This is a genomic window from Myxococcus hansupus, assembly GCF_000280925.3.
In the GTDB taxonomy this organism is placed as follows: Bacteria; Myxococcota; Myxococcia; order Myxococcales; family Myxococcaceae; genus Myxococcus; species Myxococcus hansupus.
This window is the reverse complement of the sequence record NZ_CP012109.1, coordinates 3,436,420-3,454,364: the sequence shown is the minus strand read 5'-3', so window position 1 is coordinate 3,454,364 and position 17,945 is coordinate 3,436,420. Positions and strand designations below refer to the sequence as shown.

Here is a 17,945-nt window from a genome sequence, read left to right as displayed (position 1 = left end):
CGGGGAAGTCCAGGCTGGGCGGAGATGCCCATCCGCTCAGGCGTTGAGCGTCGCCGCCTGTCCCATCGCCTGCGCGGCCGCCGGCATCCGCGCGGTTTGCGGCACGTCCATCGACGGTGAGGACTCCTCCGTGGACTCGGTCGCCAGGTGCTCGGCGCGGCCGATGCCCAGGAAGTCACGCCGGTAGATGCGGACCATCGCCATGAAGATGGAGGCGATGAGCGGCCCCACCAGCAGTCCCATCATCCCGAACACCGCCAACCCGCCGAACATGGACAGGAAGACGAGCAGCGGATGCAACGCCATCCGCGAACCGCACAGCCGGGGCCGGATGACGTTGTCGATGCTGCCCACCAGGAAGGCGCCCCAGGAGAGGAGGAACACGCCTTCGCCCACCTGGTTCGCGGCGATGAGCACCACGCCAATGGGGCCCCAGACGAGGGCCGTCCCGCCCACCGGCACCAGCGCCACCAGCACCATGGCCGCGCCCCACACGCCGGCGTGAGGCACCCCGGCGATGAGCAGCCCGACGAAGCCCACCGCGCCCTGGATGATGGCGGTGACGGTGTTGCCATAGATGATGGCGTACGCGACGTCGGTGAACTCGCGCGAGAAGGCCTCGAAGTAGCGGCGGTCCAGGGGGACCAGGCGCATGACCTCGGACACGAGCCGGCGTCCGTCGAGGAAGAAGTAGTACATGGCCACGGTCATCAGGAACAGGTTGATGACCAGGTCCGTGCCCGCCGCGGCGATGTCCCGCAGCAGCGCCGCGCCGCCCGTCACAGCCGACATCAACGCCCGCTCCGCCTCCACGCCGTCCGTCTCCAGGCGCAGGTAGCGGTCCAACCCCAGCGGCAGGCTGTCGAGGAACGGCTGACGCAGGTGCTCCTGCTCGAGCAACTGGTGCGCCTGCGTCACGAACTGGAGCACCTCGCGCGCCACCATCCAGCCCACCAGCGCCAGCGGCGCCAGGATGAGCAGGAACACCGTGACAGTGGACACCGCCGCGCTGAGGGACTTGCGGCCCCGCAGCTTCTGGCACAGGTAGTCCTGCAACGGCATGAACAGCACGACCAGGAAGCCGCCGAGCAACACCGGCATCAAGAACGGCAGCAGAATCCTGGAGAAGAGAATCAGCGCCAGGGCGAACAGCCCGGCGAAAACAAAGTTGGACCACCGCCTCGAGTCACCCACCGCCCCACCCCACGCCACCCTGCGAGCCCACCGAACGCCGCCCTTTCCCAACGTAGGAACCGGCCGTCCCACCGGGAAGTCCGGCTTCCGTCTCACGGAGAATCGACTCATGACTTCTGGACGTTTCACCCGCTTCTTCGCCGGGTTGCTCACGATCGCCGCCTGGGGCTGTGGCGGCGCCGAGGCCCCTTGCACGGAATGCCCCGCCGTCGAGGGCCGCTACCGCATCCAGTTCAACGGAGGCGCGGGCGTCCCGCCCGAGTGCTCCTTGCTGTCGGTGGCGCTGCCCGCGGGCGAGGTGCTCGAAATCTCACGCACGGGCGACCAGCTCACGGGCCGGCTCGCGGGGGTGCCCCTGAGCGGCAACATTGGCTCTTATTCGGCCTTCACCTTGATGGGGAGCACCAACAATGCCGGAGCGCCCGGGGGTGCCCGGACGGACACCCTGAACCTCAACGGCAGCTACCTCGCCCCGGCGGCGGAGGGTGGAACAGCGTCCATCTCCGGCGTCTTCACGGGGACCTACGTGCGCGCGTCCGACACGGGGGGACAGCGCTGCACCGTCTCCAGTCCGTTCTCGGCGACCCGGGACTGAGGCCACGGGCCGCACGAGAGCGGTGGAGCCGGATTACTTCTTCTTCGACTCGGCCGCGGCCTTGGCCTCGGCCTTGTTCTTCTTCGCCCGCTTCTTCCAAGCCTGCTTGATCTTCATCTGCACGCGACGGTGCTTGCTCTTGCTGCGGGCCATCTGTGACTCCTGTGCTCCGTACGGAGACGTGAAAAGAAGGGCCTAACTATCAGAACCCGACGGGCTCCCGGAAGAGGAACCCTCGGGCCCCCCTGGCGCATCGGGGTCGTCGGGTGCCGGACGGGTGGGGTACGGGATGCCCTCGGCCCCCCGGACCTGGGTCGGGCGGGCGGTGGAAACCGTCACCTCCCCCTCCCGGTCCTCGTCGGTGGGCCTCTCCCGGGCCGCCGGGGCGCTGGACTGCTGGGGGCGCTTCTTCACCGAGGCGAAGATGGGCTTGAAGGCGTCCAGGCACCGCCGGACCTCGCCCAGGGGCAGCGCCGGGCAGTGATTCCCGTTGGCCCCCGTCATGGACGTGGCCATGCACATGGCGTTGAGGATGGCCTCCTCGGTGGCCTCCATGACGGCCTCGTAGAGGGGGTCCAGGCGCTGATCCAGGAGGATTTTCAGCTTGTAGACCATCTTCTGCGTGCGCCGGGGGATGATGTTGGCCGTGGAGAACCCCACGACAATCTCGCCCGAGCCGTGCGCCGCGTAGCTGCCCACCCGGCCAATGCCCAGCGCCACGCGCTTGCAGAGGCGGTTGATTTGATGGCTCAACAGCGGCGCGTCCGTGGCCACCACCGCGATGATGGAGCCGTACGTCTTGCCGCGCGTGGGCGTGCCCTTGAACTTCTCCGCGAGGATTTCACCCACCGGCAGGCCGCCCACCCGCAGGTTGTGCATCTTCCCGAAGTTGGACATCACCAGGACGCCCAGGGTGTAGCCCCCGAGCACCTCCGGCAGCTTGCGTGACGCCGTGCCAATGCCGCCCTTGAAGTCGCACGTCACCATGCCGGTGCCGCCGCCCACGTTCCCCTCGGCCACCGGGCCGCTGGCGGCGTTGCGGATGGCCTCGTTGACATGCTCCTCCCGCACGTGGCGGCCGGAGATGTCGTTCAGCCACGAGTCGTCACACTCCCCCACCACGGGAATGATGACGTCGTGCTCGTCGCCGATGCCGGGGTAGCGGTCCACCAGGTAGCGCGCCACGCCGTCCGACACCGCGCCCACCGCCATGGTGTTGGTGAGCAGGATGGGCGTCTCGATGAGGCCCCACTCCATGAGCTGCGTCATGCCGGAGACCTCGCCGGCGCCGTTGAGCACGAAGCCGCCGCCGTTCATCCGGTCCATGAAGATGTTCCCCTGGTTGGGGAGGATGGCGGTGACGCCCGTGCGCACGGGGCCGTGCCCCGGCCTCAAGGGGCCGTCGCCCCGTATCAACGTGCTGTGGCCCACCAGGACGCCTTCCACGTCCGTGATGGCGTTCCACTTGCCGGGCTTGAAGCGCCCCAGCGGCAGGCCCAGCGCACGGGCCCGGACGCGCGGTCCGTTCTCCTCGGGGATTTGCACCATAGAAGGATGACACTAACCGACCATCCCCCACCGTCAACCACTCCCCTGCCCGCCCGGCCAGTCGAAGGGCGCGGGCGGGACGGAGCGGCCGGCGGAGCGCGCGGCTCAGGCCTTCGCGTCCGGGCGCGGCACGGCCTCTCCGGAGGCGGCGCCGGGCGCCTGCACGGGCTGGGCGGACGTGGGCGTCCCCTCATCCAGGTGCACGCTCTTGCGCAGCACGGACGCGGGGTGCTCGCTGGCGGCCCGCCGCGCCTCCCGCTCTTTGTAGCGGCGGATGGCGGGCGCCATGATTTCGCCAATGAGGCCCCGGTAGTCCATGCCGGCGCCCTGGGCGATGAGCACCAGGTCGCTCCAGCCCGGCGTCAGGCCCGGCAGCGGGTTGCACTCGATGAAGTAGATGCGCCCCTTGTCATCCATGCGGAAGTCGATGCGCGCGACGTCGCGGCATCCCAGCGCCATGAACGAGTTGCGGGCCGCCGTGCGCAAGCGCTCCAGCAGCGCGGGCTCCAGCTTGGCCGGCGCGTCGTAGCGGATACGGTCCGTCCAATCGAGCTTGTGCTGGAAGCTGTAGACGGGGTTCTTGTCCTCCCGGTCCAGGAAGACAATCTCCATGGGCGGCAGGACGCGCGGACGCCGCTCGCCCAGCAGGCCCACGGTGAACTCGCGGCCGCGGATGTACTCCTCGATGAGCGCGGGCTGCTGGTACTTGCCGGCAATCTCCCGCACCACCTCGCGCAGCTCCGCCTCGCTGTAGCAGACGCTCTTGGTGACGACGCCCTTGGAGCTGCCCTCCGCCACCGGCTTCACGATGAGCGGGAAGGAGGTGAACTCCTTGTTGAGGCGCTCCTTGCCCGTCACCATCAACTGGAAGTTGGGCGTGAGGATGCCGGCCTGACGGACGATCTTCTTCGCCAGGCCCTTGTCCAGGGCGATGGACAGCGTCGCCGGATCCGAGCCCGTGTACGGGATGTCCAGCAGCTCCAGCAGCGCGGGCACCTGGCTCTCGCGGTTGCGGCCCTTGAAGCCCTCCGCGATGTTGAACACCAGATCCAACGGCGTGCTCGACAGCACCGAGGGCAGCTCGGCGGTGGCCTCCAGGTCGATGACCTCGTGGCCCCACGACGCAATCGCCTCGCGGATGGCCTGGAGCGTGTTGGGCGAGTCGTACTCGGCCTCGCTGTCCTCCACCGTCTCCGCCGTGGCCGTGGGCTTCACGCGCTTGACGTTGAAGCTGAAGCCCACGCGCAGCGGACCGCTCTTGCGCGCCGGCTTGCCCTGGCGGCGCGACGAGTCCTTGATTTTGTACCGCTTGGCCGCGCTGGTGATGATGGCGTTCATCACGCCGTCCAGGTGCAGCCCGTCCAGCTCCGCCGCCGCGTAGATGCCCGCGCCCGGCTCCAGGCTGGGCAGCGCGTTGATCTCCAGGAAGTACGGCACGCCCGCGTCGCTGAGGCGGATGTCGATGCGGCCCAGGTCGCGGCAGTCGAGCGCCTGATACACCTTCTGCGCCATCCGCCGGATGTCCTCCGCCATGCGGGGCGAAATCTGCGCCGGGGCACGCACGCTGACCGCGCCCTCGCGGGACGTCTTCAGGGCGTAGTCGTAGATGGCGTACTTGCGGCCCGCGGTGACGACCGGGTCGATGACGTACTCCACCGGCGTGAGGACGCCGTCGTAGTCATTGTCCACCGACTCCAGGAACGGCACGGCGAGGTCGCGACCGGAGATGTACTCCTCCACCAGCACGCCGGACGGATACTTCTCCAGCGCGGAGGCCACCTTGAGGCGCACCTCGTCCAGCGTCTCCGCGATGGAGTCCTGGGTGATGCCCTTGGACGAGCCCTCGAAGTTCGGCTTCACGATGACGGGGAAGCGCAGGTTGTCCACCGCCAGCTCGCTCAGCTTCTCCACGTACTGCCAGCCGGGCGTGCGGATGCCCTGCTTGGACAGCACCAGCTTGGTGAGCTGCTTGTCGAGCGTGACGGCCAACGCGTACGCGTCCGAGCCCGTGTACGGAAAGCCCAGCTCGTCGAAGAGCGCGGGGTAGAAGGCCTCGCGGAAGCGGCCCCGGCGTCCTTCCGCGGTGTTGAAGATGAGGTCCGGGCTGTACGCCTCCAGGCGCGCCACGGTGCGCGAGGCCGGACCGCTGACCTCGAAGCGCTCCAGGCGGTGACCAATGCGCTCGATGGCCGCTGCGAGCGCGTTGACCGTCTCCTGGGTGTCGAACTCCGCCTCTTCTTCCAAATCAGACAACCTGAGGTTGTGGGTCAGCGCGATGCGCACGGGTACCCCCTTCGCTTCCTGAACGTCGAGCGTCCCCGGCGCACCTTCGCCGCGGACATGAGCCTGCCGGGGGCGCGCTCGTGCGCGACCGGCGTGCGGGCTGCAACGGTTACGCCCGCGACAACCTTCCCGTCGACCACCTGCGTCTGGGCCCAGGTGTCGCCCAGCCGCCAGCCCAGCGGGTCCCTCAGCACGCGCCACGCTTCCACGCCGCCAATGACGAGCAACCCCGCCGCGGCCGCCACCGGGCCCAGCGGCGCGGGCATCATTCCCAGCAGCACGATGAGCGCCAGCGGCGCGTTGCGCAGGGTGCTGTCGCGGTGCCGCGCCGCCGACCGCGTGGGCAGGTGCACCACCTTCACACCGAAGATGCGCTTGCCCACGCTCTGGCCCTGAATCATCCCGTCCGCCAAAAGCAGGAACAGCAGCGCCACCACCGCGCCCGCCGCGCCGCACACCACGTACAGCCCCCAGGCCACCGCCACGTCCACCAGCCGCGCGCCACCGCGCAGCAGCAGCGACGCCTTCGGATACGGCGAGGTGGGCTTGGCGTCCTCGGACACCAGCCGGAGGACGCGGCCGCCGTTGCGGGCCGACGCCATCCACACCCGGCTTCGCGCGGTGCTCACTCCTCGGGCTCCAGCGTGAGGCCTTCCTCGCGCGGCTCCGGTTCATCCAACCCGGCCAGCCGGGCCAGGCGTTCGTGGGCGCTCAAGGGCGAGATGTGGGGCGCGGCCCACTCGGCCTGCGTCTGCGCATACTCGGACGCGAGCGCCGCGGTGGGGCTGCCCGTCTCCGACATCCGCAGCAGGCGCCCTCGCGCCGCGTCTTCGTCGTGCTCGGCGGGAGGGCCCTCGCGCGTGAAGAGGATGAAGGCCATGGCCGGGCGCTTGGAGGATTCGCGCATCGCGAACTGGATGCCGTCGAGGTTCCAGCCCTTCGCCGTCCACTCGTTGAGGGTGCGCTCCAGGGCGCCCTCGTCCACGGTGGACAGTTCGACCACTTTGTACTGCAAGGGCCCTGGGGGGCTGACACGGGCCGCGCGTCCGGCGCCGGACCGCTTCTTGGCGGTGCGCCGGCGGGGGGGCGGGGGCTTCTGGGACTTTCGTCCAGGCCGCTTCTGGGTTGGCATTGTGCGACGTTCATTTGGACGCAACGCGCGCGGCGGATCAAGCGTCAACGCGCCGCGCGTGCGCCCGGCTGTTGCCTACAGGAGCTTCGCCGCCTCCAGGGCATGGTAGGTGATGATGAGGTCGGAGCCGGCCCGCTTCATGGACGTCAGCGTCTCCAGCATCACCCGCTCGTAATCAATCCAGCCGTTCAGGCCCGCTGCTTTGAGCATCGAGTACTCGCCGGACACGTTGTAGGCGACGACGGGCACGTCCCACCGCTCGCGGACGGCCCGGATGACATCCAGGTAGGCCAGCGCCGGCTTCACCATGACCAGGTCCGCGCCCTCCTCCACGTCCAGCGCCACTTCCTTGAGGGCCTCGCGGAGGTTGCCGGGGTCCATCTGGTAGCCCCGGCGGTCGCCGGAGGACGGCGTGTTCTGGGCGGCTTCGCGGAACGGGCCGTAGTAGCCGGACGCGAACTTCGCCGAGTACGCCATGATGGGCAGCTCGCCGAAGCCCGTCTCGTCCAGCGCGCCGCGGATGGCGGCCACGCGCCCGTCCATCATGTCCGACGGCGCGATGATGTCCGCGCCCGCCTTCGCGCAGCTCACCGCCATCTTCGCCAGCAGGGGCAGCGTGGCGTCGTTGACGACGTGGCCTCCCTCCAGCACGCCGCAGTGGCCGTGGTCCGTGAACTCGCAGAGGCACACGTCCACGACGACCTGAAGGTCGGGCTCGGCCGCCTTGATTTCACGGATGGCCCGCTGGACGATTCCGTCGTCGGCGTACGCCTGGGTGCCGCGCGCGTCCTTGTGGTTCGGGATGCCGAACAGCAGGACGGCGGGCACGCCCAGCGCCTTGGCCTGACGGGCCTCGGCGACGACATGCTCCAGCGACAGGTTGAAGATGCCCGGCATGGAGGAGATGGGACGGCGCACGTCCCGTCCTTCCACGACGAAGAGGGGGTAGATGAAGTCGCCCGGGTCGAGGCGCGTCTCACGCACCATGTCTCGCAAGGCGGCGTGACGACGGAGGCGGCGGGGGCGGTGGATGGGATAGGCCATGACGGACGCCGGTATAAACCGGCGGCGGCGGCCCTTCATCGTTTCCGTCCCCCTGCCCGGCGGGTCAGCCTGCGACGAGGCTCCAGCTCCGCTGATGGTGCCGCTGCTCGCGCGCCTGCCGCTGGGCCAGGCGCTCGGCGATCTCCGCCTCGTGCAAGGCGCGGCCGTAGCGCACGCGTGCCGCCTCCGTCCCCGCATTCAAGCCCTGCACGGCCGCCTCCAGCTCACGACGGGCCTCCAGGAGCTGCTGTTCGATGCGGTCCTCGTACGTCATGTCCGGTTCTCCTCGCGGTAGGTTCGCCTCTGGACAAGTGCACGGGGCGGACCGTGGAGCCCCAAGGACTTGAGCAGCCGCCAAGTGCCTGGAACGACGAGGTACCGCGCCGCGGCAGGCACGGCTGGCGTGCGAAGCGGCTTACCCATGGGCGCGAACGGAGCGCCGCAGGAAGCCACCCGGAGACCGTTCCCCCCGTCTGGACGACCGGCGGGCAACCGGACGCAATGGATGGACGGCCCGGTCGTCTACAGTCGCGACCGTGACAAGCCAGGTGCCAGCCATCGAAGTGAGGGGTTTGCGGAAGACGTACCACCGGGCCTTCCGAAAGGGAGGCAGTGAGGCCCTGCGGGGAATGGACCTCACGGTGCCGCAAGGAAGCGCGTTCGGCCTCATCGGCCCCAACGGCGCGGGGAAGACGACGTTCATCAAGAGCATCCTCGGCATCGTCCAGCCCACGGAGGGGTCGGTGCGAGTGCTGGGTGGCACCCCCGAGGACCCGCGCATCCGCGCGCGCATCGGCTACCTGCCAGAGCGGCTGCACCTGCCCGGCACGTGGACCGCGCCCTCCTTCCTGGCGACGGTGGCGCGCCTCAAGGGACTGCCCGCGAACCCGGCGACGGGCCTGCGACTGTTGGAGCGGGTAGGCCTGGCGGACGCGGTGGGCCGGCGCATCGGCGGGTACTCCAAGGGCATGCGCCAGCGACTGGGGCTGGCCGCGGCCCTGGTGGGAGACCCCGCCCTGCTGGTGCTGGACGAGCCCACGGATGGAATCGACCCCATGGGGCGCATGGAGGTGCGGCGCATCCTTCAAGAGGAGGTCCGGCGCGGCACCACCCTCTTCCTCAACTCCCACCTGCTGGCGGAGACCGAGCGCGTGTGTGATCGCATCGCGATCCTCGCGGGGGCCGCGTGGTGCGCGAAGGCCGGCTGGAGGAGCTGGCGCGCGGCGGGGCGCGGTGGCTGGTGCGCTTCGCCCCGGGCACCAGCGCGGAGGGACTGGCGGCGGCGGGCTTCGAACGGAGCGGCGCGGACGGCCAGTACCACGTGGAGGCGGAGGACCCGGTGGCGCTCAACGCGGCGTTGGACCGGGCCCGCGCGGCGGGTGCGCTGATGGTGGAGCTGCGGCGTGATGGAACAGACCTGGAGTCCGTGTTGATGGGAACGGTGGAGGCCGCGGCGTGAGTCCGGTGCTGGGAATCGCGGGGTACGTGTTGCGCGAGGCGATGTCGCGCAAGTTCATTCTGGCCTTCATCGTGGGCATCACGCTGGTCCTGACCGTGGTGGCGCTCAGCCTGCGCATCGAAGTCGTGGACGGCGCCCTGGCCGCGTCGCGGCTGTTCGGCGAGGAGCTGCGCACGAGCATCCGCTCCGTCGACGTGGCGCTGCGCCCCGTCTACCAGGCGTCGGCCTTCCTGGTGTTCTACGGCGGCATCCTGTTTGGCATTGTCGCGTGTTCGGACTTCGCGCCCTCGCTGATGTCGCCGGGGCGCATCGAGCACCTGCTCGCCCTGCCCGTGCAGCGCTGGCACCTGCTGGCGGGGACGTTCCTGGGCGTGATGACCCTGGCCCTGGGCGGGACGCTGTATGGGACAACGGGGCTGGTGCTCATCTTCGGCGTGAAAGCGGGGTACTGGACGGCGGGGCCGCTCATCGCCGGGCTGCTGGCATGTGTGGGTTTCGCGGCGGTGTACGCGGTGATGCTGACCACGGCGACGCTGGTGCGCAGCGCGGCGCTGTGCGCGGCGGCCGGCTTCGTGTTCCTGGTGGGGGGCATCATCGCGGGCTACCGGCAGCAGATGGCGCCCTTCTTCGAGGAGGGCCTCGGACGCGATGCATTCCGGGCGGTGACGATGGTGCTGCCGCGGCTGTCGTCCCTCGCCATGGCGGGAGGGAACATCGCGGCGTCCACGCCCCTGGAGGTTCACTCCCTGAGCCTGCTCCTGCTCGGTGTATTCGTATTCGGCCTGGGGGCCCTGGCGGTGGGCTTCTGGCGCTTTGAAGGAAAGGATTACTGAGATGGACAACCGGAGACGCCGGAAGGTGTGGCTGGTGGTGGCGGCGGTGCTGTTCGGAGTGGCCTCGGTGTTGATGTTCACCGGCCAGGGCGACGAGCCCGCCATGGAGACGCCGAAGGTGGAGTTCCCTCGGCGGATGCGCGCCCCCGAGCGCGAGCGGGCGGAGCGGCGGCGGACGCACGTCCTCCCCGCGCAGGTGGACGCGGGCACGCCCGAGCCCTCCCGCCCCCGGGATCCCGTGCTGGCCGCCCTGCCCCGGGGCGAGGGCAAGACGGCGGTGGTCATCGAGGCGAACGCGCTGCGCCACTCGCCCATCGGCACGCTGCTTCTGGACTGCCTGATGCGGGATGGCGGCAAGCAGTTGGAGGAGCTCCGACGGCTCAGCGGCGTGGACCCGCTTCAGGACCTGGACCGTCTGGTCATCACCGACGAGGGGATGATGCTGTCTGGCAATTTCGGCAACGCGAAGTTCAAGGAGCTCCTGGGCGAGCGTGTGTCCATGGACTACGGCCAGGGCGCCCGGGTGTACGAGCCCGGAGACACGACGGTGACCCGGCCGGATGGCACCACCGTGCGCGGCCGGAACGAGTCGGCCCTGGCGACCTGGAACAACGAGCTGCTGGTGATCGGCAAGTCGCCGGACGAGGTGAAGGCGGTGGTGGACCGGGTGGAGGGCCGCGGCCCGGACGAGCCCCCCGCCATCCCCGAAGGCAGCACCTACGGCGAGATGTACGGCGTGCTCTCGGTGGATCAGCTCGCGCGCCTGCTGCCCAAGGAGCATGCGGAGCTGGCGCAGCGCATTCGTGACGTGGCGCAGAACGTGGAGCTGCACGTCGACGCCAGCGGCGACGTCGCGATGGTGGCCGAGGTCCGTGGCAAGAATGGCGACGAGGTGACGGACCTGGGCAAGACGCTGGGCGCCGCGCTGAGCGTGGCGCGCATCAAGGCGCAGGCGGAGGGCGACAAGGACCTGGCGCAGTTGCTCGACTTCGCGCGCGTCCAACCCGATGGGACGTCGTTCAAGCTGGAGATGGCCGTGCCGCTCGACGCCATCCAGCAGCGGCTGGCGTTCTGCAAGGATGAGCGAAACGCCGCCGAGGCGGCGCAACAGTAGCCGACGCCTCTGACAAGCTTGCGGCGACATGCGCCGTGGGTCCCTGGGGCCCACGGCGTATGTCTTTTCAGCCCCGTGGAAAACCCTTACCCACGGAATCAAACAAACAAGCAACACACCAAAATCACAAACATCCGCCAATGCTGAATTGACGAAATTGCTCGTTTTCATTTGAAATTAATTTACGGAGAGTGCTAGTCAGACATTGGCTTCGGCCACCCCGCATAAACAACACAGGAGAAGTCCATGACGAGGAACGTGAAGCGTTTCCTGGCTGGCTCGCTGCTGTCTCTCACCCCGGCGATCGCGTTCGCCGCGCCGCAAACGGCGGCTGATTTCCCCAACCTTCTCGGCGAGCGCACGGAGTATGTCTCGCTCCGCGCCGAGTCGGTCGAAGTTCCCGTGCGGAAGGGCACGTCCACGAATCTTGTCGCACGGGCCCTCCAGGACCACCTCGTGCTCAACCAGACGGGCGCCACCACCTACCTGGGCATCTCAATCCTGAGCGATACGCTCGTCGGCGTGTACAACCCCTATCCGCTCCCCACCGGCAACTACGGCGGCCACCGGGTCAGCGCCCCGGCCCCGACGCCGGGCGCGCCGGTGATCAACCAGTACTACTGGACGGACAACCAGGCGGCGCCGGCCTCCGGGCGGACCTGTCTCTACGAAGTCGCCGTTTCCGACGTCGGCGGCTCCTGCTCGGCGCAGGTCGCGTTCCTCTCCTACAACGGCGCGATCTGCACGTTCGACGCGGGCCTGTCCTGGATCAATTTGACCAGTTGCGAAGCCCAGATTGTCTGGGGCCATCAGTAACTTGTTTCTCGCGCCGCCAGGGGCCTTCCGGGAGGCCCCTGGTGGTGTGTGATTCCACCGCCGGTTGCGTGCTCCCGTGGGGAGAATCAATACCAACCAGCCGTCGGCTTCGGCCACCGCACAAAGAACACAGGAGAGGTCCATGACGAGAAACGTGAAGCGTTTCCTGGCGGGCTCGCTGTTGTCTTTTGTTCCGTCGTTTGCGTTGGCCTCACCACTCACGGCGGCTGATTTCCCCAACCTGCTCTCCGAGCGCACGGACTATGTCTCGCTCCGCGTGGAGTCGGTCGACGTCCCCGTGCGGAAGGGCCCGTCCACGGCGCTGGTCATGCGGGCGCTCCAAGACCACTACGTATTCAATCAGACGGGCGCCACCACCTATCTGGGCATCCTGATCCTGGACGATACCTTCGACACGATGCACCTCCCTTATCCGCTCCCCACCGGCAACTACGGTGGCTACCGGGTCAGTGCCCCACCCCCGGCGCCGGGCACGCCGGTGATCCAGCAGTACTACTGGACGGACAACCCGTCAGCGCCTGCCTCCGGGCGGACCTGCCTCTACGAAGTCGCGGTATCCAACGTCGGCGGGACCTGCTCGGCGCAGGTCGCGTTCCTCTCCTACAACGGCGCTTTCTGCACGCTCGACGCGGCCCAGTCGTGGATCCATCCGACCACATGCGAAGCCTTGATTGTCTGGGGCCACCAGTAATTTGAGCCTCGCACCGCAGGGGCGCTCCGGGAGGCCCCTGGCAGTGTGTGAACCCACCGTCGCTTGACGGTTATTACCAACCAGTAATAACACGTCCGCATGAACGCGGATGAAGGGCTCGTGGCCCTGGGGTTCACGGAAGTCGAAGCGCGGGTGTACTGCGAGCTGCTCAAGGGTGCGCCGGCGACCGGGTATCGCCTCGCGCAGGCGTTGGGAAAGGCGCCCCCGAGCATCTACCAGGCGCTCGCCTCGCTCGAACACAAGGGCGCCGTCCTCGTCGAGGAGGAAGAGCCGCGCGCCTTCCGGCCCGTGCCTCCGGACGAAGTGCTCACGGCGCTCCAGCGTGGCTTCGAGCTTCGCAGGCGCGAGGCCGCGGACGCGCTGCGCAAACTCCACGCCCCGGTGCAGGACGACCGCATCTATCACCTCAAGAGCGTCGCCCAGGTGATGGAGCGCGCGCGGGCGATGATTGCCGGCGCCGCCGAGCGGCTGCTGTTCGACCTCTTCCCTCCCCCCTTTGAACACCTCGCCCCGGCCCTCACCGACGCGAGCGCTCGGAACGTGGCTGTCGCGGGGCTCGTCTACGACGAGACGCCCAAGGCGCCCTTCGACTGTGTGCGCTCGGCGGACGCGGACTTCGTGCGGGAGCGCTGGCCCGGCGCGCAGCTCACGCTCGTGGCCGATGCCCGCGAGTTCCTGGTGGCCCTGCTGACACCGGATGGCACGGGTGTCCGGCAGGCCATCTGGAGCGACAGCGTCTACCTCGCCTGCCTGCAACACAGCGGTTTGTCCGCGGAGGTCCGGCTGAACGCCCCGCAGTCCGCGCGGGCACGGCTGTCGCGGTCCTTCTCGCTCATCGGCTCGAGCCCGCCCGGCTTGCGCCAACTGGTGGGCCTGCCCGCATCCCCCTCCAAGCGCGGAGTGCTCTCGTGAAGTTCCTCACCCTGCCCTTGCTGGCGCTGGTCCTCGTGTTCGTCCCGCTCGAAGCCAGGGGGGACGCGCTGCAATCGCTGCTCGCGCGGCACCTTGCCTGGCGCGGCGGGGACGCCTTCCTCGGACTGGAAAGCGTCCATGCTCGCGGCAGCACCGTGGCAGCCGGGCTCCAGGGGCCGGTGGAGACGTGGAGCCACCGGGACGGACGCGCCCGGAGCGATGCGGACTACGGCGTGATGCGCCAGTCGATGGCCATCACCGCCGACGGTGGCTGGAAGCTGAACGCGAGCGGACAAGTGGAGGACGCCTCGGACACCGACGCGCGCGATGTGCGCCACCGCGTGGCGCTCGACTTCGGGACGGCGCTGCGAGGCGGCGCGGGCGCGAAAGCCGTGCTGCAGGCCGACGAGGCGCGCGACGGGCGCACCTGGAAGGTCGTGCGGGTCACCTTCGGCGATGAGGACCTCTACGACCTGTTCCTCCAGGACGCCGACGGCGCCCTGCACGGCATGCGCATTCGCGAGAACAACGTCACGCGCTTCCTTCGACTGGGGGATTGGCGGCAGGTGAAGGGCGTGCGCATGCCCTTCTTGGAGGAGGAGTTCTCCGACGGCCCGGAGGCGGACGCCCAAACGGTACTGGAGACGCTGGAGGTGAATGCCCCGCTTCCGCCGTCGGTCTTCGAACGGCCCCAGGAGGTCCGCAAGGCGCGCTTCACGAACGGACGACGCAGCAGCGGCTTCATCCCCTTCGAGTTCTTCAACGAGAACCGCGTCTTCATTCCGGCAGAGGTGAACGGTCGAGAGACGCAGGTGCTGTTGGACAGCGGCGCCGAGATGACCGTGCTCGACGCGGCCTACGCGCGCGAGCTGGGGGTGAAGACCGAGGGGCAGGTCAATGCGGTCGGCAGTGGCGGACGGGCGCAGGCGCAGCTCGCGGGCGGCGTGGACATCTCCGTGGGGGACCTGCGCTTGACGGGGCTGACGGTCGCGGTCATCGACCTGTCCGAGGTCGCGCGACTGATGGGCCATCCGCTGCCGGTCATCCTGGGCAAGGAGGCCTTCAACGCGCTCGTCGTGGACGTCGACTTCCCCAATCGGCGCGTCGCCTTTCATGAGGCCGCGAGCTTCAAGGCTCCGCCCAAGGCCGTGCGCCTCCCCCTGGTCGAGTCCGCGGGCGGGCAACGCGCGGTGCACCTCTCCATCGAAGGTCGGCCCGCCATTCCGGTCCTATTCGACGTGGGCAACGGCGGCGCGCTCTCGCTCTTCCCCGCGTACTGGCAGAAGGCGGGGCTCCTCGAGGGCCGTCGCAGCTCCAAGACGCTGTCCGGCGCAGTGGGCGGTCTGCTCGAGTGCGATGTGGCGACGCTGAAGCACATCGAATTCGCCGGCATCACCTTGAAGAACGTCCCCACGGTGTTCGACGACGCGGGCAAGAGCATCGCCACCTCGGACCGGCTCCTCGGCAACCTGGGGCTTGGTGTCCTCGCGAGGTTCAGGATGATCACGGACTACGCGGCCGACACGCTGATGCTGGTGCCCGACACCCGCGCCCTGCGTCAACCCTTCCCCAAGGACCGCTCCGGCATCATCGCGTTGCCAACGGATGGAAAGCTTGTCGTGAAGCTGGTGGCGCCCGGGAGCCCGGCCGCTGCCACGGGATGGAAGGAAGGAGAGGAAATCATCGCCGTGGATGGGAAGCCCCTCGGTCCTGACTCCGCGGGCACGGCGCTCTCCCGGTGGCGGTACCGGGCCCATGGACAAACGGTGGTGCTCACCCTGAAGGATGGCAGCAAGCGCCGGCTCACCTTGCGCGACTATTACTGACGCAATCCGACAAGGAAGGCGCCTTCACCACCAGTGCACCCCCTGTTACCTTCACGGGATGCCCTTCAGCGTCCTTGCCCCATCGTGCTCTGCGGCTCGACCCTTTGGCCGCGCTGGGCGTTCGCCTGCATCAACGCGATGGTTGAAACGCATGATGAGGAATCAGGGACTTCACTGGGGCGCCATGCTGCTCATCGGGGCCCTGTGCCTGACCGGGAGCGCCCTGGCGCAGGAACTGACGCAGCGCTCGCCCGAAGCCCTTCACGTCGAACGCCGGGAGCAGTTGGTGAAGCTGTGGGGAACGGTTCGTTTCCGTCATCCCTCGGCCTTCTCCAAGCCCGCGGACTGGGATGCGGCCTTTGTCGCCGCGATGCCCAAGGTCGAAGCCGCGCGGGATGACGCGGCCTATGCCGCCGCGGTCCAAGGCATGCTCGCGGCCCTGGGCGATCCGGCCACGAAGGTGGACCACGAAGCGCCGCCCGCCATTGGCCCCGCGCCTGCCTTGCGTGGACTCAAGACCTGGGAGAAGGACGTCCTGGTCCTGGACCTGCGGAACCTCTTGGGAGCGCAAGCACGCCAGGGATTGCAGGACCTGCGGCAGACGCTCGACGCGGACGCCGCCAAGGCCCGCGTGGTGGTCCTGGACCTTCGCATGCGAGGCCTCCAGCGTTACGGACCGCCGTGGGTGCTGCCGCAAGTGCTGCCGCACCTCGTCGGCGGCGAGCTGCGCGTGCCGGGTATGCGCGAGGTCGTCCACGTTGGCCTGAAGCCGCAGAATGGCGACTCCAGCCTCTACTTCACCGAGTTCGCCGTCGCCCCGGATGACCTCATCGAGGGCACGCCGGGCAAGAAGCCCTCGCTGCTCGTCTTCCTGGTCGATGAGGGCTCCGCCATCGACCCCGCCATCCTCGCGCTGCAAGCCAACGGCAAGGCGCTGCTCGTGGCGGAGGGGCCTCTCGATGACTCGGCCATCAACATGCAGGAGACCGTGGCGCTCGGCGGCGGTTACCGCGCACTGGTCAGCGTGAATGAATCCGTGTTGGCGCTGTCGGCGGACATCTCGCGGCCCGCGCGAGCCCGCATGGACGGCGCCGACGAAGGCATGCGGCAGGCGCTCGCCCTGGCGGCGCGGCCCCCCAAGCGGAAAGCCCCCACCACGGCGTTGCTCCGACCGGCGGGCGTGTGGCGGCCCGAGCCCGGTTACGAGAACGCGCCCTACCCGTCCCGAGAGCAGCGCCTGCTGGCCGGAGCCAAGCTGTGGACGGTGGTGCGCTACTTCTTCCCCTACACGCACCTGATGGACCAACCGTGGGAGTCCCGGCTCCCCGGGCTCCTCCAGAAGCTCGAGGAGGCCCCGGACGCCAAAGCCTACGCGCTCGCGTTGGCGGAAGCGGGAACCTGGCTCCAGGATGGGCACGTCGTCATGCGGGGCCACCCGGAGCTTCAGCGATTCTTCGGCGTCGGTCCGCAGATCTGGGTGACGGACATCGACGGCAAGGCGGTGGTGCTGGAGGTGCGCACGCCGGAAGCCGCGCCTGGACTCGCGGTGGGCGACGTCATCGAGAAGGTCAACGGCGAGCCGATGGAGGCACGGGTGCGGCGGTTCGCGCCGTATACGTCGGGCGCCACGCCCGCATCGCTCCGGGACACCGTGCTGCGCCGGGCGCTCTCGGGGGCCGAGGGCACCACGAGCACGCTCACGGTGCGCGGCGCGCAGGGCCCCAAGGACGTGAAGCTCACCCACCAGTCGGGATGGACACCGCCCGCCACTACGCAAGCGCCGTACCGGATCCTGGAGGGGAACATCGGCTTCGTGGACTTCCGCCTGCTGGAGGCGTGGCAAGTGCCGGAGGTGTTCGAGAAGCTGAAGGGCACGCGCGGCATCGTGTTCGACCTGCGCAACTATCCCCGGGGCAGCATGTGGGCGCTCGGGCCCTACATCGACGTGAAGGGTTCACGTCCCTATGCGCAATACGAGCGCCCGATGACGGGGGGCATGCGCGAAGGCCGACAGAAGCTCAGCGACGCGGTGCCGGCCAGTGAGACGCCCAAATATCGGGGCCGCACGGTGACGCTCATCGACACGCGAACCATGAGCCAGGCCGAGCACACGGGCCTGATGCTGGAGGCCACGGCGGATACGCGCTTCCTGGGGAGTGCGACGGCAGGCACCAACGGTGACATCACGCATGCCGTGCTTCCCGGCGGCATCCAATTCACGTTCACCGGGCAGGAGGTGCGCCACGGTGATGGTCGACAGCTTCAACGCAAGGGGCTCGTGCCGCACGTGAAGCTGCGGCCCACCGTCGCGGGACTCCAAGTCGGCCGCGATGAACTCCTGGAGCGGGCCATTCAACTGCTGCGCGACACACCGGCGCCGTAGTGGCACGCGACTGCGCGACGCGAGGCCGCGCTGGAGACGGCATACGTTAGTCTTGCCGTCGATGACGGTTCCC

Annotated in this window: 16 protein-coding genes and 1 pseudogene; 9 read left to right on the top strand and 8 right to left on the bottom strand. The window is 68.9% G+C overall.

The genetic code is table 11. The annotated features are described in order from the left end of the window. Positions 1-36: 36 nt before the first annotated feature. On the bottom strand, positions 37-1,194 hold the full coding sequence (locus A176_RS13510) for an AI-2E family transporter (RefSeq protein WP_021780935.1): 1,158 nt from the start codon (positions 1,192-1,194) through the stop codon (positions 37-39). 109 nt (positions 1,195-1,303) lie between these two features. On the opposite strand from A176_RS13510, the gene A176_RS13505 reads away from it, so the two are divergent. Beyond that, positions 1,304-1,789 (top strand): hypothetical protein, encoded by a 486-nt coding sequence (locus A176_RS13505; RefSeq protein ID WP_002636550.1) that lies wholly within the window; start codon positions 1,304-1,306, stop codon positions 1,787-1,789. 33 nt (positions 1,790-1,822) lie between these two features. Here the strand turns inward: A176_RS13505 and A176_RS13500 are convergent, their stop codons facing one another. From A176_RS13500 to A176_RS13470, 7 genes are all read right to left on the bottom strand, one after another. Continuing rightward, the gene (locus tag A176_RS13500; RefSeq protein ID WP_002636551.1) at positions 1,823-1,942 is read right to left on the bottom strand and encodes a hypothetical protein; all 120 of its coding nucleotides are present in this window, start codon (positions 1,940-1,942) and stop codon (positions 1,823-1,825) included. Positions 1,943-1,984: 42 nt separating this feature from the next. After that, positions 1,985-3,337, bottom strand: coding sequence for a DmpA family aminopeptidase (locus A176_RS13495; RefSeq protein WP_002636552.1), 1,353 nt, complete (start codon positions 3,335-3,337; stop codon positions 1,985-1,987). 105 nt (positions 3,338-3,442) lie between these two features. Then, positions 3,443-5,620 (bottom strand): D-alanine--D-alanine ligase family protein, encoded by a 2,178-nt coding sequence (locus A176_RS13490; RefSeq protein ID WP_002636553.1) that lies wholly within the window; start codon positions 5,618-5,620, stop codon positions 3,443-3,445. After that, positions 5,605-6,249, bottom strand: coding sequence for an RDD family protein (locus A176_RS13485; RefSeq protein ID WP_002636554.1), 645 nt, complete (start codon positions 6,247-6,249; stop codon positions 5,605-5,607). Before A176_RS13485 ends, A176_RS13490 begins: the two co-directional genes overlap by 16 nt. Continuing rightward, on the bottom strand, positions 6,246-6,623 hold the full coding sequence (locus tag A176_RS13480; RefSeq protein ID WP_002636555.1) for a hypothetical protein: 378 nt from the start codon (positions 6,621-6,623) through the stop codon (positions 6,246-6,248). Before A176_RS13480 ends, A176_RS13485 begins: the two co-directional genes overlap by 4 nt. 204 nt (positions 6,624-6,827) lie before the next feature. Further along, positions 6,828-7,796 (bottom strand): porphobilinogen synthase, encoded by a 969-nt coding sequence (gene hemB, locus A176_RS13475; protein ID WP_226994302.1) that lies wholly within the window; start codon positions 7,794-7,796, stop codon positions 6,828-6,830. Positions 7,797-7,860: 64 nt separating this feature from the next. After that, positions 7,861-8,070, bottom strand: a complete 210-nt coding sequence (locus A176_RS13470) for a hypothetical protein (protein WP_002636557.1) — start codon at positions 8,068-8,070, stop codon at positions 7,861-7,863. 298 nt (positions 8,071-8,368) lie between these two features. Between A176_RS13470 and A176_RS13465 the strand changes: the two are divergent. The 8 genes and pseudogenes from A176_RS13465 to A176_RS13430 all read left to right on the top strand — a co-directional run bounded on the left by A176_RS13465 (position 8,369) and on the right by A176_RS13430 (position 17,872). Beyond that, positions 8,369-9,255 (top strand): annotated as a pseudogene (locus A176_RS13465) (ABC transporter ATP-binding protein). Continuing rightward, positions 9,252-10,088, top strand: coding sequence for an ABC-2 transporter permease (locus A176_RS13460; protein ID WP_002636560.1), 837 nt, complete (start codon positions 9,252-9,254; stop codon positions 10,086-10,088). Before A176_RS13465 ends, A176_RS13460 begins: the two are co-directional and overlap by 4 nt. A 1-nt stretch (position 10,089) precedes the next feature. Continuing rightward, positions 10,090-11,202 carry a hypothetical protein gene (locus A176_RS13455; RefSeq protein WP_021780933.1) on the top strand — a complete coding sequence of 371 codons (1,113 nt, stop codon included), beginning with the start codon at positions 10,090-10,092 and terminating at the stop codon, positions 11,200-11,202. A gap of 246 nt (positions 11,203-11,448) precedes the next feature. After that, positions 11,449-12,018 (top strand): hypothetical protein, encoded by a 570-nt coding sequence (locus A176_RS13450; RefSeq protein ID WP_002636562.1) that lies wholly within the window; start codon positions 11,449-11,451, stop codon positions 12,016-12,018. 142 nt (positions 12,019-12,160) lie between these two features. Next, positions 12,161-12,730, top strand: a complete 570-nt coding sequence (locus A176_RS13445; protein ID WP_002636563.1) for a hypothetical protein — start codon at positions 12,161-12,163, stop codon at positions 12,728-12,730. 99 nt (positions 12,731-12,829) lie between these two features. Further along, on the top strand, positions 12,830-13,663 hold the full coding sequence (locus A176_RS13440; RefSeq protein ID WP_002636564.1) for a TrmB family transcriptional regulator: 834 nt from the start codon (positions 12,830-12,832) through the stop codon (positions 13,661-13,663). Further along, positions 13,660-15,489, top strand: a complete 1,830-nt coding sequence (locus A176_RS13435) for an aspartyl protease family protein (RefSeq protein WP_002636565.1) — start codon at positions 13,660-13,662, stop codon at positions 15,487-15,489. The genes A176_RS13440 and A176_RS13435 overlap by 4 nt, the downstream gene beginning before the upstream one ends. A gap of 151 nt (positions 15,490-15,640) precedes the next feature. Beyond that, a complete protein-coding gene (locus A176_RS13430; RefSeq protein ID WP_226994301.1) occupies positions 15,641-17,872 on the top strand; it encodes a S41 family peptidase in 2,232 nt (743 codons plus the stop codon). Positions 17,873-17,945 lie beyond the last annotated feature (73 nt).

What these genes read in the sequence shown, in the direction of transcription:
- A176_RS13505 (WP_002636550.1), top strand. Translation starts at nt 1,304, where the DNA reads ATGACTTCTGGACGTTTCACCCGCTTCTTCGCCGGGTTGCTCACGATC.
- A176_RS13500 (WP_002636551.1), bottom strand. Translation starts at nt 1,942, where the DNA reads ATGGCCCGCAGCAAGAGCAAGCACCGTCGCGTGCAGATGAAGATCAAG.
- A176_RS13495 (WP_002636552.1), bottom strand. Translation starts at nt 3,337, where the DNA reads ATGGTGCAAATCCCCGAGGAGAACGGACCGCGCGTCCGGGCCCGTGCG.
- hemB (WP_226994302.1), bottom strand. Translation starts at nt 7,796, where the DNA reads ATGGCCTATCCCATCCACCGCCCCCGCCGCCTCCGTCGTCACGCCGCC.
- A176_RS13470 (WP_002636557.1), bottom strand. Translation starts at nt 8,070, where the DNA reads ATGACGTACGAGGACCGCATCGAACAGCAGCTCCTGGAGGCCCGTCGT.
- A176_RS13455 (WP_021780933.1), top strand. Translation starts at nt 10,090, where the DNA reads ATGGACAACCGGAGACGCCGGAAGGTGTGGCTGGTGGTGGCGGCGGTG.
- A176_RS13450 (WP_002636562.1), top strand. Translation starts at nt 11,449, where the DNA reads ATGACGAGGAACGTGAAGCGTTTCCTGGCTGGCTCGCTGCTGTCTCTC.
- A176_RS13445 (WP_002636563.1), top strand. Translation starts at nt 12,161, where the DNA reads ATGACGAGAAACGTGAAGCGTTTCCTGGCGGGCTCGCTGTTGTCTTTT.
- A176_RS13440 (WP_002636564.1), top strand. Translation starts at nt 12,830, where the DNA reads ATGAACGCGGATGAAGGGCTCGTGGCCCTGGGGTTCACGGAAGTCGAA.
- A176_RS13430 (WP_226994301.1), top strand. Translation starts at nt 15,641, where the DNA reads ATGATGAGGAATCAGGGACTTCACTGGGGCGCCATGCTGCTCATCGGG.